This is a genomic window from Aeromonas sp. ASNIH4 (assembly GCF_002934425.1).
Classification (GTDB): Bacteria; Pseudomonadota; Gammaproteobacteria; order Enterobacterales; family Aeromonadaceae; genus Aeromonas; species Aeromonas hydrophila.
Genome location: NZ_CP026217.1, coordinates 289,721 through 310,547, shown reverse-complemented (window position 1 = coordinate 310,547; position 20,827 = coordinate 289,721). Strand labels below are relative to the sequence as shown.

General features: G+C 60.5%; 24 protein-coding genes. 7 read left to right on the top strand and 17 right to left on the bottom strand.

Annotated features, from left to right (window positions below):
* Positions 1 to 20: 20 nt before the first annotated feature.
* Entirely contained in the window at positions 21 to 350 is a 330-nt protein-coding gene (locus C2U40_RS01455; protein ID WP_011704632.1) for an isoamylase early set domain-containing protein, read from the top strand.
* A 103-nt stretch (positions 351 to 453) separates the two neighbouring features.
* Here C2U40_RS01455 and rplS read toward each other — a convergent pair whose 3' ends face one another.
* The 5 genes from rplS to ffh all read right to left on the bottom strand — a co-directional run bounded on the left by rplS (position 454) and on the right by ffh (position 3,972).
* Positions 454 to 801 carry a 50S ribosomal protein L19 gene (gene rplS / locus C2U40_RS01450; RefSeq protein ID WP_005313505.1) on the bottom strand — a complete coding sequence of 116 codons (348 nt, stop codon included), beginning with the start codon at positions 799 to 801 and terminating at the stop codon, positions 454 to 456.
* Positions 802 to 833: 32 nt separating this feature from the next.
* Positions 834 to 1,583, bottom strand: coding sequence for a tRNA (guanosine(37)-N1)-methyltransferase TrmD (gene trmD, locus C2U40_RS01445; RefSeq protein ID WP_011704631.1), 750 nt, complete (start codon positions 1,581 to 1,583; stop codon positions 834 to 836).
* A 34-nt stretch (positions 1,584 to 1,617) separates the two neighbouring features.
* Positions 1,618 to 2,139, bottom strand: a complete 522-nt coding sequence (gene rimM / locus C2U40_RS01440) for a ribosome maturation factor RimM (protein WP_011704630.1) — start codon at positions 2,137 to 2,139, stop codon at positions 1,618 to 1,620.
* A gap of 24 nt (positions 2,140 to 2,163) precedes the next feature.
* Complete coding sequence (gene rpsP / locus C2U40_RS01435; protein ID WP_005341383.1) at positions 2,164 to 2,412, bottom strand: 30S ribosomal protein S16; 249 nt, start codon at positions 2,410 to 2,412, stop codon at positions 2,164 to 2,166.
* Positions 2,413 to 2,595: 183 nt separating this feature from the next.
* Complete coding sequence (ffh, locus tag C2U40_RS01430; RefSeq protein WP_011704629.1) at positions 2,596 to 3,972, bottom strand: signal recognition particle protein; 1,377 nt, start codon at positions 3,970 to 3,972, stop codon at positions 2,596 to 2,598.
* Between the two features lie 285 nt (positions 3,973 to 4,257).
* On the opposite strand from ffh, the gene C2U40_RS01425 reads away from it, so the two are divergent.
* Positions 4,258 to 5,049 (top strand): cytochrome C assembly family protein, encoded by a 792-nt coding sequence (locus tag C2U40_RS01425; RefSeq protein WP_011704628.1) that lies wholly within the window; start codon positions 4,258 to 4,260, stop codon positions 5,047 to 5,049.
* A gap of 40 nt (positions 5,050 to 5,089) precedes the next feature.
* On the top strand, positions 5,090 to 6,370 hold the full coding sequence (locus C2U40_RS01420; protein ID WP_011704627.1) for an HlyC/CorC family transporter: 1,281 nt from the start codon (positions 5,090 to 5,092) through the stop codon (positions 6,368 to 6,370).
* Positions 6,371 to 6,403: 33 nt separating this feature from the next.
* On the opposite strand, the gene C2U40_RS01415 is transcribed toward C2U40_RS01420, so the two are convergent.
* On the bottom strand, positions 6,404 to 6,871 hold the full coding sequence (locus C2U40_RS01415; RefSeq protein WP_085734215.1) for an Rrf2 family transcriptional regulator: 468 nt from the start codon (positions 6,869 to 6,871) through the stop codon (positions 6,404 to 6,406).
* A 111-nt stretch (positions 6,872 to 6,982) separates the two neighbouring features.
* Between C2U40_RS01415 and hmpA the strand changes: the two genes are divergently transcribed.
* Positions 6,983 to 8,176 (top strand): NO-inducible flavohemoprotein, encoded by a 1,194-nt coding sequence (gene hmpA, locus C2U40_RS01410; RefSeq protein WP_103827821.1) that lies wholly within the window; start codon positions 6,983 to 6,985, stop codon positions 8,174 to 8,176.
* Between the two features lie 102 nt (positions 8,177 to 8,278).
* Here the strand turns inward: hmpA and C2U40_RS01405 are convergent, their stop codons facing one another.
* From C2U40_RS01405 to C2U40_RS01380, 6 genes are all read right to left on the bottom strand, one after another.
* The gene (locus tag C2U40_RS01405) at positions 8,279 to 8,878 is read right to left on the bottom strand and encodes a tetratricopeptide repeat protein (RefSeq protein ID WP_016349413.1); all 600 of its coding nucleotides are present in this window, start codon (positions 8,876 to 8,878) and stop codon (positions 8,279 to 8,281) included.
* A gap of 436 nt (positions 8,879 to 9,314) precedes the next feature.
* Positions 9,315 to 10,250: a malate dehydrogenase gene (gene mdh / locus C2U40_RS01400; protein ID WP_103827823.1), complete on the bottom strand. Its 936-nt coding sequence runs from the start codon at positions 10,248 to 10,250 to the stop codon at positions 9,315 to 9,317.
* 221 nt (positions 10,251 to 10,471) lie between these two features.
* Complete coding sequence (gene artM, locus C2U40_RS01395) at positions 10,472 to 11,134, bottom strand: arginine ABC transporter permease ArtM (RefSeq protein ID WP_039214261.1); 663 nt, start codon at positions 11,132 to 11,134, stop codon at positions 10,472 to 10,474.
* Positions 11,135 to 11,136: 2 nt separating this feature from the next.
* Positions 11,137 to 11,787: an arginine ABC transporter permease ArtQ gene (gene artQ, locus C2U40_RS01390; protein WP_017409015.1), complete on the bottom strand. Its 651-nt coding sequence runs from the start codon at positions 11,785 to 11,787 to the stop codon at positions 11,137 to 11,139.
* Positions 11,788 to 11,790: 3 nt separating this feature from the next.
* Positions 11,791 to 12,528 carry a transporter substrate-binding domain-containing protein gene (locus tag C2U40_RS01385; protein ID WP_103827824.1) on the bottom strand — a complete coding sequence of 246 codons (738 nt, stop codon included), beginning with the start codon at positions 12,526 to 12,528 and terminating at the stop codon, positions 11,791 to 11,793.
* A 25-nt stretch (positions 12,529 to 12,553) separates the two neighbouring features.
* Positions 12,554 to 13,294: an ATP-binding cassette domain-containing protein gene (locus C2U40_RS01380; RefSeq protein WP_005308671.1), complete on the bottom strand. Its 741-nt coding sequence runs from the start codon at positions 13,292 to 13,294 to the stop codon at positions 12,554 to 12,556.
* Between the two features lie 201 nt (positions 13,295 to 13,495).
* Between C2U40_RS01380 and argR the strand changes: the two genes are divergently transcribed.
* Positions 13,496 to 13,966, top strand: coding sequence for a transcriptional regulator ArgR (argR, locus tag C2U40_RS01375; RefSeq protein ID WP_005308670.1), 471 nt, complete (start codon positions 13,496 to 13,498; stop codon positions 13,964 to 13,966).
* An 86-nt stretch (positions 13,967 to 14,052) separates the two neighbouring features.
* Here the strand turns inward: argR and C2U40_RS01370 are convergent, their stop codons facing one another.
* From C2U40_RS01370 to glnK, 5 genes are all read right to left on the bottom strand, one after another.
* Complete coding sequence (locus tag C2U40_RS01370; protein ID WP_060390416.1) at positions 14,053 to 14,958, bottom strand: Dyp-type peroxidase; 906 nt, start codon at positions 14,956 to 14,958, stop codon at positions 14,053 to 14,055.
* Between the two features lie 103 nt (positions 14,959 to 15,061).
* Entirely contained in the window at positions 15,062 to 16,096 is a 1,035-nt protein-coding gene (locus C2U40_RS01365) for an ABC transporter ATP-binding protein (protein WP_017409013.1), read from the bottom strand.
* 69 nt (positions 16,097 to 16,165) lie between these two features.
* Complete coding sequence (locus C2U40_RS01360) at positions 16,166 to 17,791, bottom strand: ABC transporter permease (protein ID WP_103827825.1); 1,626 nt, start codon at positions 17,789 to 17,791, stop codon at positions 16,166 to 16,168.
* A gap of 40 nt (positions 17,792 to 17,831) precedes the next feature.
* Positions 17,832 to 18,839: a Fe(3+) ABC transporter substrate-binding protein gene (locus C2U40_RS01355; protein ID WP_103827826.1), complete on the bottom strand. Its 1,008-nt coding sequence runs from the start codon at positions 18,837 to 18,839 to the stop codon at positions 17,832 to 17,834.
* A 207-nt stretch (positions 18,840 to 19,046) separates the two neighbouring features.
* Complete coding sequence (gene glnK, locus C2U40_RS01350) at positions 19,047 to 19,385, bottom strand: P-II family nitrogen regulator (protein WP_011704615.1); 339 nt, start codon at positions 19,383 to 19,385, stop codon at positions 19,047 to 19,049.
* A gap of 201 nt (positions 19,386 to 19,586) precedes the next feature.
* On the opposite strand from glnK, the gene arfB reads away from it, so the two are divergent.
* Together arfB and C2U40_RS01340 are read left to right on the top strand one after the other, a co-directional pair.
* Positions 19,587 to 20,003 (top strand): alternative ribosome rescue aminoacyl-tRNA hydrolase ArfB, encoded by a 417-nt coding sequence (gene arfB / locus C2U40_RS01345; protein WP_011704614.1) that lies wholly within the window; start codon positions 19,587 to 19,589, stop codon positions 20,001 to 20,003.
* Between the two features lie 33 nt (positions 20,004 to 20,036).
* Positions 20,037 to 20,531, top strand: coding sequence for a methylated-DNA--[protein]-cysteine S-methyltransferase (locus C2U40_RS01340; RefSeq protein ID WP_103827827.1), 495 nt, complete (start codon positions 20,037 to 20,039; stop codon positions 20,529 to 20,531).
* Positions 20,532 to 20,827: the final 296 nt, after the last annotated feature.

Sequence of the window (20,827 nt, the reverse complement as noted above, 5' to 3'; positions counted from 1 at the left end):
AATCAGGACAAGGAGGCGTCATGCCGATCAACAAGCAATTTCTCAAGTCCCGCCCCGAGGTCAAGGTGACCTTTGCCGTGGAAAAAGAGGCAGCAGGAGAGGCCGAGCAGGTGCTGTTGCTGGGGGAGTTCAGCCAGTGGCAACCCATCGAGCTCAAGCGGATGAAGAGCGGTGAGTTCAAGACCACCCTCAATCTGCCGACCGACGGTCCCGCTCATTTCGAGTATTGCTACCAGCTGGTGCAACCCAATGGGGAGACCCACTACGACAATGACTGGGCGGCGGATGACTACGTGCCCGGTCCCTTCGGACGCGACAACTCGGTGGTGCGGGTCAGCCAGCCAGGTTGAGCCGGCACACCCGAAAGCGGATACAAAAAAGGCTCGCCATTGGCGAGCCTTTTCACTACCTGTCGAGCTTTTCGCCGACATACCGACACCAATTCGAATCGAATTAGTTGAGCTTCTCTTTGATACGAGCAGCTTTGCCGGACAGGTTGCGCAGGTAGTACAGTTTGGCGCGGCGAACATCACCACGACGCTTCAGTTCTACACTGTGGATCAGCGGAGAGTGAGTCTGGAATACACGCTCAACACCTTCGCCGTTGGAGATCTTGCGAACGGTGAAAGCAGAGTGCAGACCGCGGTTACGCTTGGCAATAACGATGCCTTCGAAAGCCTGCAGACGCTCTTTACCACCTTCTTTAACACGAACTTGAACACGTACGGTGTCGCCCTGGGCAAAAGCCGGGATGTCGGTACGCAGTTGCTCTTGTTCAAGCTGCTGAATAATCTTGCTCATTGTCTTTCCTTACCTAGGATAAACTGAAAACTCTACTTAACGCTGTCACGCACTTCGCGGACATACTCGGCAAGAAGTGATTCTTGCTCGTCAGTCAGAGCTAGGTTGTTAATAAGTTCCGGCCTTCTCTGCCAGGTTCGTCCGAGCGATTGCTTGAGCCGCCAGCGCCGAATCACTTCGTGATTGCCGCTTGTCAGCGCCTCTGGTACCGCCAATCCATCCAACAACTCCGGCCGAGTGTAGTGGGGATGATCCAGCAGGCCATCCGTGAAGGAGTCCTGCTCGGCACTGGCCTGATCGCCCAAAACCCCAGGGACCAGACGCGAAACCGCATCGATCAGGGTCATGGCAGGCAACTCGCCACCACTTAACACGTAATCCCCGATAGACCACTCTTCGTCGACTTCGGTTTGTATCACGCGTTCATCGATACCTTCGTATCGACCGGCGACCAGAATCAGTTTCTGATTCGTCGCCAACTCGGTCACGCCCGCTTGAGTCAGCTTGCGTCCCTGAGGAGAGAGATAGATGACTTTCGCCCCGTCTCCCGCCGCTTGCTTGGCTGCATGAATCGCGTCACGCAGCGGCTGAACCATCATTAACATGCCGGGCCCACCACCATAAGGACGATCATCGACCGTACGGTGTTTGTCGTGGGTAAAGTCCCGGGGGTTCCAGCACTCAATCTGCAGCAGGCCACTCTTGACGGCCCGACCCGTTACCCCGTGCTCGGTAATGGCTCGGAACATTTCAGGGAAGAGGCTAATCACCCCAATCCACATAAGAAACCTCCGGCACCCGTGTTAGCGCGAGAAACTAGAAACCAGGATCCCAATCAACTTCGATTGTTCGAGCAGTCAGATCAATGTTCTTGATCACCTGCTCTTCCAGGAACGGAATCAACCGCTCCTTCGCACCAAAGGCATCTTTTACATTGGCCTCAACCACCAACACATCGTTGGAGCCGGTTTCCATCAATTCGGTCACCTTGCCCAGGTCGTATCCCTTGGTGGTCACTACCGAGCAACCAATCAGGTCACGCCAGTAGAACTCGCCCTCAGGCAACGCAGGCAACAGATCGGCGGCTACGCCAATCTCGACATTGGTCAATGCCAGGGCATCCTCGCGCACGTCGATACCATCGAGTTTGCAGATCAGACCCTTGTTGTGACGCTTCCAGGATGAAACCTGAATTTCACGCCACACCCCGTTCTGATTGATCAGCCAGGGGTTGTAATCGAAAATCGCTTCGGCAACATCGGTGAAGGAGTTCACTTTAAGCCAGCCCTTGATGCCGTAAACGGTACCCAGGGTGCCCAGAACTACAGGTTTTTCCACCTTAACTCCTTACCGTTTGGCTGATTAAGCAGCTTTGGCAGCGTCTTTGATCAGCTTGGCAACGCGGTCAGAAACAGCGGCACCAGTACCAACCCAATGCTCGATGCGAGCCAGGTCCAGGTTCAGCTTTTCAGCGTTACCAGAAGCAACCGGGTTGAAGAAACCAACGCGCTCGATGAAACGACCGTCACGGGCGTTACGGCTGTCAGCAACTACTACCTGGTAGAACGGACGCTTTTTCGCGCCACCACGTTGTAAACGAATGGTTACCATATCGTCCTCATTAACATCTAATGAACAAGGCCCGCAAACACGCGGACCCTAGCTTAAAATAAGCCGCGTAATTCTACTTGGATTCGTAATAATTGCAACCAAGCCAGCCATTTTTTGCACAAGCGGCCTCATGAAAAGGGCCCACCCATGGTGAGCCCTTGACGTGTGCATGACGACCGGCAATCAGAAGGGGCCGCGGCCACCACCGAATCCCGGCGGCAGCATGTTCTTCATCTGCCCCATCATCTTGCGCATGCCACCCTTGCCGGACATCTTCTTCATCATCCGCTGCATCTCAGTGAACTGCTTGAGCAGCTTGTTCACGTCCTGCACCTGCATACCCGAACCCGCGGCGATACGACGCTTGCGAGAGCCCTTGATGAGGTCGGGATGGGCACGCTCCTTGGGCGTCATGGAGCTGATTATCGCCTCCATCCGCACGGTGAGCTTGTCATCCATCTGATCCTTGATGTTGTCCGGCAGGCCGGACATGCCCGGCAGCTTGTCGAGCATCCCCATCATGCCGCCCATGTTGCGCATCTGGGCCAGCTGCTCGCGGAAATCTTCCAGATCGAAGCCCTTGCCGCTCTTGACCTTGCTGGCCAGCTTGGCCGCCTTCTCTTTATCGACGTTGCGCTCCACCTCTTCGATGAGGGAGAGCACGTCGCCCATGCCGAGGATGCGGGAGGCCAGACGATCCGGGTGGAACGGCTCCAGCGCATCGGTCTTCTCGCCCATACCGATGAACTTGACCGGTTTGCCGGTGATGTGGCGCACCGACAGAGCGGCACCACCGCGGGCATCGCCGTCCGCCTTGGTGAGGATCACGCCGGTGAGCGGCAGCGCCTCGTTGAAGGCCTTGGCGGTGTTGGCGGCATCCTGACCGGTCATGGCATCCACCACGAACAGGGTCTCGACCGGCTTGATGGTGGCGTGGAGATGCTTGATCTCGTCCATCATGTCGCTGTCGACGTGCAGGCGACCGGCGGTATCGACGATCACCACGTCATAGAACTTCTTGCGCGCCTGATCGATGGCCGCATTGGCGATGTCGACCGGCTTCTGGCTGGCATCGCTCGGGAAGAAGTCCACACCGATGTCATTGGCCAGGGTTTCCAGCTGTTTGATCGCCGCCGGACGATAGACGTCGGCACTGACTACCAGCACCTTTTTCTTGCTGCGCTCTTTGAGCAGCTTGGCCAGCTTGCCGACCGTGGTGGTTTTACCGGCACCCTGCAGACCCGCCATCAGGATGATGGCCGGTGGCTGGGCCGCCAGATTGAGCTGCTCGTTGGCCTCCCCCATCACCGAGACCAGTTCGCCATGCACAATCTTGATGAAGGCCTGGCCCGGGCTCAGGGACTTGGCCACTTCCTGGCCAACCGCCCGCTCCTTGACGCGAGCCACGAAGTCACGCACCACCGGCAGGGCGACGTCCGCCTCGAGCAGCGCCATGCGAACTTCGCGCAAGGTCTCTTTGATGTTCTCTTCGGTCAGACGACCACGGCCGCTGACATTGCGCAGGGTGCGCGAGAGTCGTTCAGTCAAATTCTCAAACATGACGCATTCCGGTTCTTGGCGTAACAAATGGGGGCATTATACCTCAGCCGGCGCAATGAGGACGATTATTCGCCGCACACGACGGTGACCTGCCCTCAAAAGGGCAGGCACAATGAACCCAGGCTGGTATTTCGGCCGGTGCCGGCGCGCCTTCTAGCGCGCGCCGCTGCGGCAGACTGCTGCCTATATATGGGCGGATCGGCGGCAGCACAACTGGCGAGCACATCTTGTGCAAGGTATACTGCCCTTCCTATTCCCAATCGCTTGCTCGACAACGACCCGGTTATGATCGTGATCTCTGTTCTGGCCCTGGCGTTCTATCTGCTGGCCATCATCGCCTCTCTGCACCTGCTGCTCAGTGCCAAACCAGTGGGACAAGCCCCCCTGTTTGCCTGCATCGGACTGGCCCTGATCGCCCATGGCACCGCCGTGGCCGGCGAAGTGCTGGTGACTCACTCCGGCCAGAATCTGAGCATGCTCAACGTGGCATCGCTGGTCAGTCTCATCATCAGCTGCTTCATGACCTGCGTCACCCGCCGCTTCAACGGCTGGATCCTGCTGCCGGTGGTCTACAGCTTCTCGGCCCTGCTGCTGGCCGCCAGCGCCCTCATTCCCGGTCGCTACATCACCCATCTGGAGGCCCATCCCCAGCTGCTGTTGCACATTGGTCTGGCGCTGATGGCCTACTCGGTATTGATGATCGCCTGCCTGTTTGCGCTGCAGCTCGCCTGCCTGGACCGGCAGCTGAAATCGCGCAAGATCAGCCAGCTGCCCGCCATGCCCCCCCTGATGACGGTGGAGAAGCGGCTGTTCCAGCTCATCTCGGCGGGTCTGTTCCTGCTGACCCTCTCCATTGCCTCCGGCCTGTTCTTCCTCGAAGACATGTTCGCTCAGGGCAAATCCCACAAGGCCATCCTCTCGATCCTGGCCTGGTGCGTCTACGTGCTGCTGCTGTGGGGCCACCATACCCGTGGCTGGCGCGGCCGCAAGGTCATCACCCTGAGCCTGATCGGCAGCTTCATTTTGACCCTGGCCTATTTTGGCAGCCGCTTCGTCAAAGAAGTCTTGTTGAGCTGACCGCCACCCTTTTTATCACCCACTCCCACAGGAGCCCTTCTTGGACAGTATCTCAACGAGTACATTGCTGATTGTTCTCGTTATCTTGATCCTCTTGTCTGCTTTTTTCTCCAGTTCCGAAACCGGCATGATGTCCCTCAACCGCTACAAGTTGCGGCATCTGGCCCAGACCAAACACAAGGCCGCCCGCCGGGTAGAAAAGCTGCTCTCTCGCCCGGATCGCCTGCTGGGGCTGATCCTGATCGGCAACAACCTGGTCAACATCCTCGCCTCGGCCATCGCCACCATCGTCTGTATCCGCGTCTTCGGCGATCTCGGGGTGGCCATCGCCACCTTCGGCCTGACCCTGATCGTGCTGGTGTTTGGTGAAGTGACCCCCAAGACCCTGGCAGCCATGTTCCCGGAGAAGATTGCCTACCCGGCCTCCTGGGTGCTCAAGGGACTGATGGTGCCGCTCTCGCCGCTGGTCTGGCTGATCAACGGCATCACCAGCGGCCTGCTCAAGCTGCTGCGGCTCAACCCCAGCAAGGATGACGCCCTCAATACCGAGGAGCTACGCACCATCGTCAACGAGGCCGGCAGCCTAATCCCCCAGCGCCATCAGGAGATGCTGCTCAGCATTCTGGATCTGGACAAGATGACGGTGGAGCACATCATGGTGCCGCGCAGCGAGATCTACGCCATCGACATCAACGATGACTGGAAAACCATACTGCGCCAGCTGGCCCACTGCGCCCACACCAAGATCCTGCTTTATCGCGACAACATAGACGACGTGGTGGGCTTTCTGCACGCCCGCGACGCACTGCGGCTGATGGCCAGGGATCAGTTCAACAAGTCGAGCCTGCTGCGGGAAGTGGACGAGATCTACTTCATCCCGGAGGGAACGCCGCTCAACGTGCAACTGGCCAAGTTCCAGCGCAACAAGGAGCGGATCGGCCTCATCGTTGACGAGTACGGCGACATTCAGGGGTTGATCACCCTGGACGACATTCTGGAAGAGATTGTGGGCGACTTCACCACCTCCATGACCCCCGCACCCAGCGACGAGATCCACCCCCAGCCGGACGGCTCCTTCCTGGTGGAGGGCTCGGCCAGCATCCGCGAGCTGAACAAGGAGATGAGCTGGCAACTGCCCATCGACGGACCGAGAACGCTCAATGGCGCCATCCTGGAATACCTGGAGGAGATCCCCCAGCCCAACATCAGCTTGCGGCTGGCCGGCTACCCCATCGAGATCCTGGAAGTGGAGAACAACATGGTGAAGATGGCACGGATCATGCCTGATTTATACCGTAACGAGTCTGGTTTTGAAGATTGAAAAAAGGCTGCCACTGGCAGCCTTTTTTCTTGCTCACTCGCTCTCTTCATCCGGCTCCAGCACCAGAGTCGGAATCAATTCGCCAAATACCTTCTGCAGCTCGTCGCGATTGGCCAGCAGGTCTTGCAGGGTATAGCTGTCCATCACCGCCAGAAAGGCGTTCATCGCCTCCTTCAGGGCATTCTTCAGCAGACAGACCGAGACGATGTGGCAGGCCGGCGAATTGCAATCGATGCCGTCAAGATTGCCTTCCAGCGCCCGGATCACCTGACCGATATTGACGGTCTCCGGCGCGCAGGCCATGCGGATCCCGCCATTCTTGCCGCGCTGGGACTGCAGATAGCCCAGTTTCACCAGCTGGTTCACCACCTTCACCATGTGATTGCGGGAGACGTCATACAAGGCGGAGACCTTGGCCACGCTCGACAATTCGCCCTCCGGCAGGGTCGCCAGATAGAGCAGGGCTCTCAATCCAAAATCGGTATAGCTAGTTAGTCTCATAGTGCCTGTGGCGCATCGCGCGGAAATTGATTATTGATTCAGATCAAATAAACATCTAGGATGCAGCTTATTAAGTGACATTTTAGATGTTCAATTAACAAGGACCCCCCTATGTTAGACCAAGCCACCATCGCCGTCATCAAAAGCACCATCCCTTTGCTCGAATCGGCGGGCCCCGCGCTCACCCAGCACTTCTACCAGCGCATGTTCAGCCATAACCCGGAACTGAAGGACATTTTCAACCTGGCGCACCAGCGCAGCGGTGGTCAGCCGCTTGCGCTGTTCAATGCGGTGGCGGCCTATGCCAAGAACATCGACAACCTGGGGGCACTGGCCGGGGCCGTGGAGCGTATCGCCCACAAGCACACGGGTTTCCTGATCCAACCAGAACAATATCACATTGTAGGTAGTCATCTCTTGGCCACGCTCAAAGAATTGGGTGGAAGTGCGGTCACCGACGAGGTGCTGGATGCCTGGGGCAAGGCGTATGGCGTGCTCGCCAGCATCTTCATCGGCCGCGAGAGCGAGATTTATCAGGAGAAGGCGGGCCAGGCAGGTGGCTGGCAGGGTTCCCGCCCCTTCCTGATCAAGGAGAAGCGGGTCGAGAGCGAACTCATCACCTCCTTCCTGCTGGCGCCGGTGGATGGCAAGCCGGTCCTGGACTTCAAGCCGGGCCAGTACCTCAGCATCAAGCTGGTCCACCCCGAGCTGGAATATCAGGAGATCCGCCAGTACTCCCTCTCCGATGCGCCCAATGGCCAGCACTACCGCATCAGCGTCAAGCGCGAGCCACAGGGTCAGGTTTCCAACCTGCTGCACGATCATCTGCAAGCAGGTGACCAGATTGAGGTGATGCCACCCACCGGCGACTTCTACCTGAAAGCCGATGGCCATACCCCGGTGGTGCTGCTCTCGGCCGGTGTGGGTATCACGCCGATGATGAGCATGCTCAACCAACTGCTGGCGAACGGCCATCAAGCCGACATCACCTGGCTGCACGCCTGTGAACAGGGTGCCGTACATGCCTTCAGGGAGGATATTCAGCAAAAGTCCCGCCAGAACGCCAACCTGCTGAGCCGGGTCTGGTATCGGGAGCCGCAGGCCAGTGATGTCCAGGGCGAAGGGTACGACTTTGCCGGTACCATGGATCTGGTTGCCGTTAAGGATCGCATCACGCCGCAGGCCCACTACTACTTCTGTGGTCCCGTCGGCTTCATGCAGGCAGTCAAGCAGCAGCTGATCGCGGCGGGCATTCCAGCCGGCCAGCTCCATTACGAAGTTTTTGGTCCCCACCAAGATCTGTAAGGCGGGCTACTCACTATAACCAGATGAGGGGCCAGCCTGTCACGGCACGGCGGCCGGCTCCTCCCGGCCCACGGATGCAGATCCGTGGGTCATTTTTTTGGCTCAGTGCATCGCCTTGGCGCGGGCGATGGCGTTGGCCGGCATCCGGTTGCCGAGCCGGCTCAGCAGGCTGGTCGCCTTCTGGTGCAGCGCCTTGTCGCCGATCACCGTACTGTGCAACCAGTGGTAGGCCTCTTCATAGTCGAGCGGGCTGCCCATTCCCTGCAGCAGCATCTCCACCCATTCGATCTGTGCCCGCTGGAAGCCCAGACTGGCGGCCTCCCGCATCAGGGTCTCGGCCTTGAGCAGATCCTTTTGCACCAGCGTGCCTTTCCAGTAGTAACGGCCCAGTTGTTCCAGCGCCGGCGCCAACCCCTGATTGGCCGCCTCCCACATGAATTTGACCCCCAGCTCCGCGTTGGGCTTGATGCAGACCCCCCAGGCCAGCATGTCCCCCCACAAAAACTGATAGGCAGGCACCTTCATCACCTCGGCCCGCACCTCGATATCCTGGGTAAGCTGGCACCTGTCCTGCTTCACCTGCTGCAGGTGACGCCCCTGCTCAATCCAGTTGAGCAGCTCGTCCTGGCGATAGAGCGGCACCGCCTGCAGCGTGCCGCTGTCCACATTCAGCCCGCTGCTGCTGCTCGGGGTGCTGGTCATGGGGCGGCTATTGGGTGAGCGCCCGCTATCCGTGGCGACAGGAGCGGGAATGGGGGCCGCTGCCGGTGCATCAGCCGTCGCCGGGCTGGCCGATGGCGCAGCCGTGGTATCCGCAGCCGCCGGCACAGCGGCCGCAGCAGATGGGACCGCCGCCTCCGGCTGCGCCGGCGTACCGGCCGGTGCGGAGGCGGCCACGGCCCCGCTCGTCGCGGCGGCGGCAGAGGCGGAAGGCTCGGCCCCCTGCGCTTGGCTCGTCAGCAATGGGGGCATCAGCAAACAGAGAAGGCCGACAAGGGTAATGGGTTTCATCATAAGGATCTCCTGCAGCACCCTGTTATCGGCAGCCGGTGGCATCCCCTTAGGCCGGCGCCGCCTGCATCCGCCACCATAACGACAAAGGGGAGCCGAAGCTCCCCTTGCTGTCCATCCGGACACCTTACTTGACGAAGTCGACACCCAGCTGGATATCGGCTTTCAGAGTGGCCAGCATGCCATCCATCGCCTCTTGTTCGAAGGCGCTCAGCTTGCCGTAGTCCAGCACGGTTTCGACACCGTTCTTGCCAAGCAGGATGGGCTGCGCGAAGAAGGTGGCGTGTTTGCCGTCACCTTCCACGTAGGCGCACTCGATGACGTTGGCTTCACCCTGCAGACCCTTGATGAGCGACAGGCCGAAACGGCAGGCAGCCTGGCCCATGGAGAGGGTAGCGGAACCGCCACCGGCCTTGGCTTCCACCACTTCGGTACCGGCGTTCTGGATACGCTTGGTCATGGCGGCCACGTCGTCGGTGGTGAAGCTGGCACCTTCGATCTGGGAGAGCAGCGGCAGAATGGTCACGCCACTGTGGCCACCGATCACGTTGACGCGCACCTTGTCGACGTTCAGACCCTTGGCCTCGGCCACGAAGGTCTCGGCACGGATCACGTCCAGGGTGGTGACGCCGAACAGGCGACGCTTGTCATAGACACCGGCTTTCTTCAGTACTTCGGCAGCGATGGCGACCGTGGTGTTGACCGGGTTGGTGATGATGCCGATCAGCGCTTTCGGGCAAGAGGCGGCGCACTTTTCCACCAGATTCTTGACGATGCCGGCGTTGATGTTGAACAGGTCGGAACGATCCATGCCGGGCTTGCGAGCCACGCCGGCGGAGATCAGCACGACATCGGCGCCGACCAGAGCCGGGCTCGGATCTTCACCGCAGAAACCTTTTACTTTCACGTCAGTCGGGATATGGCTCAGATCGACCGCCACGCCCGGGGTCACCGGAGCGATGTCATACAGGCTCAATTCGGAACCAGCAGGCAGACGGTTTTTCAACAGCAGAGCGAGGGCTTGGCCGATGCCACCGGCGGCACCCAGAACGGCAACTTTCATGATCAACTCCATGTTTAAGCGTAGGTTTAAGGTTGTTTCTTGTTGTGCGCCCAACCTTAAAGGATCCCCCCCTAAAAAACAATCTGATAACAGTTGTAATCACAGGTTCTGTGAGCCAATAAACAGGCGGCGAATAAAAATGGGGGAAAATGCAAAAAATTGGAGGGGAAGCACAGATTTCCTGCACTTCCACTCACCATTAATAGGTAGATCTACCGACTTCAGCCCTGGAAGGCCAACGCCCGGCGCTCACACCAACGAAAACCAATTGTTAACAATCCGTTCATGGTCAGGTAGAGGGCACCGGCCACGGTGAACACCGCCAGGGTGTCATAGGTCTGGGCATTGAGACGCTGAGCCAGCCCCATCACATCCATGATGGTAATGGTACTGGCGAGCGAACTCCCCTTGAGCACCAGGATCACCTCGTTGGAGTAGGCGGGTACCAGCCGCCGGGCGGCGTGACGCACCTTCATCCACAAAGTCTGGCTGGCGGAGAAACCGAGCGCGCGGCAGGCCTCTACCTCACCGGCCGGGATGGCATCAAGCGCCCCCTTGAACAGCCGGGTGGAGTAGGCGGCGGTATTGAAGCCGAGCGCCAGCACGGCGCAGAACCAGGGCTGCTTGAGCAGCGGCCAGAGCGGCCCTTCTTTGAGCCAGGCAAACTGGCCCGGCCCGTAGTAGATGAGGAAGATCTGGATCAACAGCGGCGTGCCGGTGAAGATCAGCACCCACAGCTGCACCAGCTGGGTCGCCACCGGAATGCGGCGCTCCAGCACCCAGGTCATTGCTGCCGCCATCAGCACGCCGAGCAGCAGGCTGAATGCCGTGAGTTGCAGGGTAATCGCCAGGCCACCCAGCAGGGTCATCAGGTAATCCTGCATGATCAGCCTCCGTAACGGCGGGTGTAACGGGACGCCTGCTTCAAGCCAAACTCACTCACCAGGCTGATGGCCAGGTAGATGAGGGCCGCCGCGGCATACCAGGTGAAGGGTTGATAGGTACTGGCCGAGGCCATCTGGGCCTGGCGCATCATCTCGTTCACTCCGATGAGGGAGACCAGTGCGGTGTCCTTGAGCAGCACCAGCCACTGGTTGCCGAGTCCCGGCAGGGCGTGCCGCCACGCCTGGGGCAGCACGATGCGAAAGAAGATGTGCCCCTTGCCAAGGCCGAGCGCCAGCGCCGCCAGCCGCTGTCCGGCGGGTACCGCATTGAGGGCAGCCCGCAGGGTCTGGGTAGCGTAACTGGCGAACAGCAGGGAGAGCGCCAGCACGCCGCAGGCGAACGGGCTGAACTCCACGTACTCGCCGGTGATGAGGAACAACACCTGGGTCGAGCCGAAGTAGATGAACAGTACCACCAGCAGCTCGGGCAAGCCGCGGATCAGCGTGGTCAGGGTGGCCACCGGCCACACCAGAGCGCGCTGCTTGCTCAGTTCGGCGGCGCTGAACGCCAGCGCCAGCACCATGCCCCCGACCAGGGATGCCAAGGCCAGCCCGAGGGTCATCCAGGCTGCATCCAACAACAGGCTCAACATGGCTTAGTGCGCGAAATATTTGTCGTAGATCTTCTGATAGGTGCCGCTGGCCTTAATGTCGGCCAGCCCCTTGTTCAGCTGAGTCAGCAGCTCCTGATTGCCCTTGGCCACCGCGATGCCAAAACCGGTACCGAAGTACTTGGCGTCAGTCACCGGCGTACCGATCACGGCATACTCCTTGTGCTGCTTGAGCCAGTCGGCGGCGACCGCGGTATCGGCAAACACGCCGTCGGTGCGGCCGTTCATCATGTCGAGGAAGGCGCTCTGATAGCTGGCGTAAGGTACGGTCAGCAGACCTTTGCTCACCCAGTTGTCCACCAGATAGGACTGGTGGGAAGTGCCGTTCTGCACGCCGACTGTCTTGTCCACCAGCTCTTCCGGCCCCTTGAAGGCGCCCTTCTTGGTCACGAACACGGCGGAGTTCTGGTAATAGATGTCGGAGAAATCGACCTGGGCGGCCCGCTCCGGGGTCACGTCCATGGCGGCGATGGCGGCGTCATAGCGACGGAATTTCAGGCTGGGGATCAGGCTGTCGAAGGCCTGGTTATGGAAGCTGCACTCCAGCTTGGCCTGTTCACAGATGGCGCGGGCCAGATCGATGTCAAAACCCTGGAACTCGTTCTTGTCGTCCAGGTATTCGAACGGCGCGTAGGTGGCCTCGGTGGCGAACTTGATCTCCTTGGCCAGCACCGAGGTGCTCAGCAGGCCCATGGCGGCGACCAGCAACAGACTCTTTTTCATGACAGCTTCCTTATCGATTTGAATATCAATGCATCAAGAATTCGGCAAACCGGCTGGTTTGCGGGGCTTGGAAAATGGCGGCGGAGCCGGCTTCGATGATCCGCCCCTTCTCCAGATAGATCACCTGGCTGGCCACCTTGCGGGCGAACTCCACCTCGTGGGTCACCACCACCTGGGTGATGCCGGTTTGACCCAGGTTGCGGATGATCTCCGCCACTTCCTTGGTGATCTCGGGGTCGAGGGCAGCGGTCGGCTCATCAAACAACAGCACCTGGGGGTCCATCATCAGGGTACGGGCGATGGCCACCCGCTGCTGTTGACCACCGGACAGCCGCGCCGGCCAGGCGTCGCGCTTGTCCGCCAGTTGCAGCTGGGCCAGCAGATAGCCCCCCTTCTCCATGGCCGCCGCCTTGCTCATGCCGAGCAGCTTGACCGGCGCCTCGATGAGGTTCTCCATCACGGTGAGATGGGGCCACAGATTGTACTGCTGGAACACCATGCCCACCTTGCGCCGCAGCGCCTGGGTCTGGCGGTTGAACTCGGCGGTGGAGAGGCTGGACGGGAAAGAAAATTCACTTTCACCGATGCGCAGAACACCGGCATCCGGGGTGTCCAGCAGGTTCATCATGCGCAGCAGAGAACTCTTGCCGGCACCGCTCGGGCCCAGCAGCACCAAGGTCTCACCGGGAGCAGTCCGAAAGCTGACCTGTTGCAGTACCGGCACCTTGTGCCAGGATTTTTCGATACCGATTAATTCAATACCCATACAGCCCAATTGAATAAGTTTTCAAAATTTCGTCCTGATTCTAACGCTGGCATGGGTGGATGCAAGCTATATTTGAATCAATATGCAGAACAAGCGCCGCTTCCTTGCAAAAATAGGCATATGAATGCAAAATGGGCACGCTGTTCATATCTGCCGCCTGAGCGTGACAGGCAGCCAAACCTCCTCATTCGTGAGTCCAAGATGAAGCATAACGACAAGCAAGAAAAACTGGCCAAGGCCTTTAAAGCCTTGCTGAAAGAAGAACGATTTGGCTCCCAAGCAGAGATAGTGACTGCCCTGCAAGAGATGGGCTTCGAAAACATCAACCAGTCCAAGGTATCGCGCATGCTGAGCCGCTTCGGCGCCGTTCGCACCCGCAATGCCAAGATGGAGATGGTCTACTGCCTGCCGGTGGAACTGGGCGTGCCCACCACCTCCAGCCCGCTCAAGAATCTGGTGCTGGATGTCGACCACAACGGTGCCCTGGTGGTGATCCACACCAGCCCGGGTGCGGCCCAGCTGATCGCCCGCCTGCTCGACTCCCTCGGCAAGGCCGAAGGGATCCTCGGCACCATCGCCGGTGACGACACCATCTTCATCACCCCGACCAGCGACACCGACATCGAAGAGCTCTACCTCTCCGCCCTCGAGCTGTTCGAACAGACGCCGTAATGGTTGCCGCCGCGTCATCGCGGTGCCGCCAACACGCAAAATCCCGGCCAAGGCCGGGATTTTTGTTATCTGCGGGTGGGCGAGCCTTATTTGCCCTGCGCCACCAGAAAATCTTCTGAAGGGGCGAAGAAGGCTGCGCCGGTCACCGCTTTGGTGAAGCGCAGCAGGTGATCGAAGTGACTGCCCTCCCCCTTGTACATGCTGGCCAGCATGGCGTTGAAGTGCTGCGGGGTGCGGCAGCAGGAGATGAAGTAGAGCCCCTGCTCGGTCATGGTGCCCCAGGGCATGCTCTGGCGCAGGATCTCCATGGACTCCCCCTTCGGCGTCTTGAGGTTGACCCGCTTGATGTGGGCGGTCAGCGGCTTGTCGGCCGACTCGTACTCGATGTTGTCGACCTTGGTGCGACCTATGATGTCTTCCTGCTCCTTCAGTGCCAGCTTCTCCCAGTCGCTCATGGCGTGGACCCAGCGCTGCACGTGGATGTAGGAGCCGCCGGCAAACTCGCCGCCGTCCAGCAGCGCCACTTCGGCGCGGTGCTCATCCTGCGGGTTCTCGGTGCCGTCGACGAAACCGGTCAGATCGCGGCAGTCGAGGTTGCGAAAACCGCGCACCTCTTCCGCCAGCTCCACCAGCCCGGCCAGCAGAGCCATGACGCGCTGACCGGCGTGATGCAGCACATCGACCCGATCGGCGCGCAGTTGCACGAACAGATCGAACGGGGTGTTGGGCGCCTCCTGGCCGTTGGCGGATTGCGCCATGAAACCGCGGAACTGGGGTGGCCGGGCAGCAGGATAGAGGCCATCCCAGGCATCGGCACCGACGGCCACCAGACCGCTGAAGCCGGCAGCGGGGAAATCGGCGGCCACCGCCTCCCACAGGGCCGGCAACCTGGCCAGACGGGCCACCAGCTCGGCGGCGTCACCGGTGCGGTTGAACATCAGATAGAGGGCGTGCAGATTGGGCTCGGCACAGATCCCGGCTTGGGCTTTCATATATCTCTCCCCTGAACAGACATTGGCGATATGGGCGGTTAGCGTTGCGCGATTATAAACCAGCGCGGTTCCAGTTCATTGATTTCACGACGATATCACGCGTTCAGGGTAAAGGGTCAAACAACACCAGCGCGTGGGGCGTCACCCTGACCCGCGCCCGCGCCCCCTCCAGCGGCTCGCCAATGCTCGCCTCCAACCGCAGCTCGCCGCTCTCGAACAGCACCCGGCAGTGATGGCCGAGGAACTGCTGCTCCACCACCTTGAGCTCGCCATCTGCGGCACTCTCCAGCAACAGCTGCTGCGGCCTGAGCATCAGTTGCAGCAGCTCACCCACTGCCCGGCCATGAGGCTCGCTGCCGCAGATGACCCCGAGCGCCGTACGCACGCAGTGGCTGTCCACCACCTCAGCCGCCAGGTAGTTGACCCCGCCGAGAAACTCCGCCACGAAGCGGTTCTGCGGGCGGCGATAGAGCTGCTCCGGCTGGCCCACCTGTTCGATGTGACCCGCCCGAAACAGCGCCAGCCGATCGGCGAAGGCAAAGGCCTCTTCCTTGCTGTGGCTGACGAAGATGGCGCCGATCCCCTGCTGCTTGAGCAGGGCGCGGATCTCCAGGATCAACTTCATCCGTACCTGGGTATCGATGTTGGAGAAGGGCTCGTCCAGCAGCATCAGCCGCGGCTTGCACACCAGCGCCCGGGCGATGGCTACCCGCTGCTGCTGACCACCGGAGAGCTGGTGCGGATAGCGATCCCCCAACCCCTGCAGATTGACCAGCGCCAGTGCCTCATCCACCTGCTGCAGGCGAGCCCGGCGATCGAGTCTGGTCAGACCGAAGCCGACGTTGTCGGCCACCGTCAGGTGGGGAAAGAGGGCGTAATCCTGGAAGATCATGCCGATATTGCGCGCCTCGGGCGGCACGCTGGCACCGGGCCCGTCGAGCAGGGTATCGCCGAGGCGAATCGTGCCCTCCGCCAGCGGCAACAGGCCGGCGATGGCCTTGAGCAGCGTGGTTTTGCCGCAGCCGCTCGCCCCCAGCAGGCAGACAATCTCGTTGTCGGCCACCGTCAGGGAGAGCTGCTCCAGCACATTGCGGCCGTTGTAACGGCAACTGACATTTTCAACCTGCAAACAGGACAAGGCTGACTTCCTCATATTCTTTTGAACCAGACCGACCGGCGGCCGGACAACATTCCAGGGTCGGCAAACTCAGTGCCCCGCCCCATCCAGGTTGCGGTTGACCCAGATCAGCGGCAACAGCCCCACCAGCACGATGACGATGGCGCCGAGCGCGCCGCGCTCCAGCATCTCGTCCGACACGAACTGGTAGACGTGAGTCGCCAGGGTGTCGAAGTTGAACGGCCGCAGCAGCAGGGCGGCGGGCAGCTCCTTCATGGATTCGATGAACACCAGCATGGCGCCGGCAAACAGGCCGCGCCGCACCAGCGGCAGGTGCACCCGCCGCAGCATGGCACCATCCCCCTGCCCCAGGGAGCGGGCCGCCATGTCGAGGCTGGGGGAGATCTTGCCCATGCTGCTCTCCACCGAGCCGATGGCGATGGCCACGAAGCGCACCAGATAGCCGAACACGATGGCGGTGATGGTGCCGGTCAGCAGCAGCCCCGGCCCCTGGCGCCCCAGCCACTCGGCCAGATCGTTGATGGCAAAATCGAGGGCGGTGAGCGGCACCAGCACCCCGATGGCCAGCACGGTACCCGGCATGGCGTAACCCATGGCGGCGATGCGCAGCGGCAGCAGGCTCTTGACTCCGCCATCGAGGCGACGACAGAAGCCGAGCAGCAGGGCGATGCCCATGGCCAGCAGGGCGGTCAGCGCCGAGATAGCCAAGCTGTTGCCGGCGAAGCGGACGAACTCCGGCGTCCACGACAATTCGAAGTAGCGCACGCCGTAATCCAGCAGGATGACGAACGGCAGACCGAAGCCGGCCAGCACCAGTCCCCAGCACCAGAGCCCGGCCAGAGCGCGGCGAATCCCCTTGAGCGGGTAGCGCAGCGGCTGCTCATGACCCATCGACTTCTGGAACACCTGCTGCCGGCTGCGCGAGCGGCGCTCCAGCGCGATCAGCAGCACCACCGCCAGCAGCATCAGGCAGGAGAGCTTGGCGGCGGTGGCCAGACTGCCGTAGCCGAGCCAGGTGTCGTAGACCGCCGTGGTCAGGGTGTTGATGGCAAAGAAGTGGACGGTGGCAAAATCGGCCAGCGTCTCCATCGCCACCAGCGATACCGCCACCATGATGGCCGGGCGCCCCAGCGGCAAGCTGAGACGGCGAAAACTCTGCCAGGGGGAACAACCGAGCAGGCGGCTGGAGTGAATGAGGCTGACTGACTGTTCCAGAAAGGAGGCGCGGGTCAGCAGATAGACGTACGGGAACAGCACCAGCGCCAGCACCCAGGCGGCGCCGCCGAGGGAGCGGATGGCCGGAAACCAGTAGTCGGCCGGCCCGCTCCAGCCAAACAGCTGCCGCAGTCCCGCCTGCAGCGGGCCCGAGTAGTCGAGCAGGTCGGTGTAGACGTAGGCGACGATATAGGAGGGCATGGCCATCGGCAGCATCAGTGCCCACTGCAGGGCCCGCCGTCCCGGCACCTGGCACATGGCCACCAGCCAGGCGGTAGGCACCCCGAACAGCAGGCTCAGCAGCACGACGCCGACCACCAGCCCCAGGGTATTGGCCAGATAGTCGAACAGCACGGTATCGGCGAGGTGGCCAAACAGATCTCCGTCGGCCGACAAGGCGGAGAAGAGCAGAGCGAGCACCGGCAAAGCCAGCAGCAGGGCGCTGGCCCAGCTGCCGGTAATCCATCCAAAATTTTTCATGAGACCACAGAGGTTGATGGGGCCCTTGGCCCCATCTGAATTACAAGTCGAATTTCACTTCATCCAGCAGCTGCAAGGCGTCCTTGCGGTGCTTGGCGTAATCGCTGACCGGTAGCGCATCAGACTTGAAGCTGCCCCAGGACTTGACCATGGCGGAAGGCTCGACCCCGGCCTTGACCGGATATTCGGCGTTCACGTCCGCATACATGTGCTGGGCGGTGTCGCCGGCCAGGAACTCCATCAGCTTCTGGGCCTCGGCCTTGTTCTTGGCGTACTTGGTCATGGCCACGCCGCTCACGTTGACGTGGGCGCCGCGGTCAGCCTGGTTCGGGAAGTTGATGTAGACCGCATCTGCCCAGGCCTTCTGCGCCGGGTCCTTCAACATGGCGCCCAGGTAGTAGCTGTTGCCGAGCGACAGATCACAGATACCATCCTTGATCGCCTTGACCTGATCCCGGTCGTTGCCCTGCGGCTTGCGCGCCAGGTTGGCCTTGACCCCTTCCAGCCAGCTCTTGGTCTCGGCCATGCCGTGATGAGCGATCATGGAGGAGACCAGCGCCACATTGTACTCATGCTTGCCGCTGCGGGTGCAGATTTTTCCTTTGAATTCAGGCTTGGCCAGATCTTCGTAGCTGATGGTATCGAGCTTGCCGAGACGATCCTTGCTGGAATAGATGGCGCGCACCCGGGTAGTCAGCGCGAACCAGCGGTTGTCCGGATCGCGATAGATGGCGGGGATGTTCTCCTGCAGGATCTTGCTGTCCACCGGCTGCACCAGCCCCTTGTCCACCAGATCGGTCAGCCGGCTGATGTCGACGGTCAGCATCAGATCCGCCGGGGAGAGCTTGCCTTCCCGCTCCAGACGCTCGTTCAGCCCCTCTTTGGCGAACACCACGTTGACCTTGATGCCCGATTCCTTCTCGAACTGCTGGATGATGGGCTTGATCAGCTCATCCTGCCGGTTGGAGTAGACATTCACCTCCCCTGCCGCCAATGCCGACTGAGCCGCCAACGCAGAGAAAGCCAGTGCCAACATCTTCATTTTCATCATCCATTCCTTGAGTTGCTATATCGAGTGAGAACCATTGCTGTTTGCATTTTGCATTGAGCTCGACAGCCGGATCAAGAAATCCTGATGTGGCGGGATCACATATTTAAACCCTGTTCAAACAAAGGGGCCGGATAGAATCCTATCCGGCCCCACCATGGAGTCAATCAGCGACAAAGTACCGATCATTCGCCCCATCCAGCGCGATCAGAGCGCCTCGTCGTCGCTCTCACCGGTCCGAATGCGCACGGCCTGCAGCAGGTCGTAGACGAAGATCTTGCCGTCACCGATCTTGCCGGTATAGGCGGCCTTGCAGATCGCCTCGATCACCCCTTCGACGTTGTCGTCGGCCGTCGCTATCTCCAGCTTTACCTTGGGCAGGAAGTCGACCTGATACTCGGCTCCCCGGTATAATTCGGTGTGCCCCTTCTGGCGGCCAAACCCTTTGACCTCGGACACGGTCAGACCCTCGACCCCCAGGTTGGCGATGGCTTCGCGCACGTCGTCCAACTTGAAGGGTTTGATAATCGCAGTAATCAGCTTCATCTGGTTGCTCCCAATCCATGGTATGTCATGAATGGGGAATCAATTCTTGTGCCAAGTCTTTTTATTGTTTAATTTCAAAAAGATAGCATTTACGTCTGGAGCAGGACTCTCCCGGCATCACCAAGGGAGCGCATCTCGCCCCATTATGAGGCACCAAGCTGAGCCAGCCACAGCCGATGCACCAAACAAGAGCACCGCAGTATGTTAGTCATCTCCAACAGCGTTACCCTGCCCTGGCATGAACTGCAATTCCAGACCATGCGGGCGCAGGGCAACGGTGGCCAGCACGTCAACAAGACCGACTCCGCCGTCTGGTTGCGCTTCGATTACCGCAACTCCCCCAGCCTCACCCCGCTCTACAAGGAAGGGCTCGACAAGCTGAGCGACAGCCGGGTTCACGACGGTTTCATCATGATCCGGGTCGAGACCCACCGCAGCCAGGACATGAACCGCAAGGAGGCGATGAACCGTCTGGTGGAGCTGCTGAAAAAAGCGGCCTGGCGCCCCAAGGCCCGCCACGCCACCAAGCCGACCCGCAGTTCCCAGCGCAAGCGGGTCGATGCCAAGAAGCGCAAGGGGGAGATAAAATCGACCCGCGGCAAGCCGGTAGTGGACTAGCCGGGCCCTTGCCCAACGCCCGAGGATGACAGAATGAAATTCAGTTTTTGCGACAGCGCCCACGGCCCCCTGCTCATCGCCATCGACCGGGACGGGCTGCGCTATGTGGAGTTCGTGCTAGGCGAGCAGCCGGTGACCCCGACCGACGAGTGGCAGCGCGACGATCAGGCGCTGGCCCCCTTCGTCGAACAGTTCGCAGCCTACTTCGCCGGTCGCCTGCGCCGTTTCGATCTGCCGCTTGCCGCCCGGGGCACCCCTTTTCAGCAGTCGGTGTGGCGTGCCCTGGGCGATATTCCCTACGGCGAAACCGTCAGCTACCTCGAGATAGCCCAGGCCATCGGCAATCCCAAGGCGGTTCGGGCGGTGGGTGCCGCCAATGGCCGCAATCCGCTCAGCATCATAGTGCCCTGTCACCGGGTGATCGGCCGCAGCGGCGAGCTGACCGGTTATGCCGGCGGCATCCCCATCAAACGCTGGTTGCTGGCGCTGGAACAGCAGACCGCCGATCACTTTGTGCTGACTCCCTGACCAGCCGGCGGCATCCCGTTCACAGCGCTGGCTACCGGCGCTGGAACAACAGGCCGCCGACAACTTCGCGCTGACCCCCTGACCAGACAGCCCGTATTGCGTTTAGCAAAATGAACATAGTATGAAGAATCGCCTCAGAAGGGCTTCAGACAGCATCAGGCATCATGGCTTCACACTTGGATGGCATGGCTCATCCCTCATTCAAGTGGCACCCATGTGACGCTTCCAATCTGTCTTTTTCCCCGCGCCTCCCTGAGGCGCTTTTTTTTGCCGGCAAGCGGCCACAAAAAAGCCCG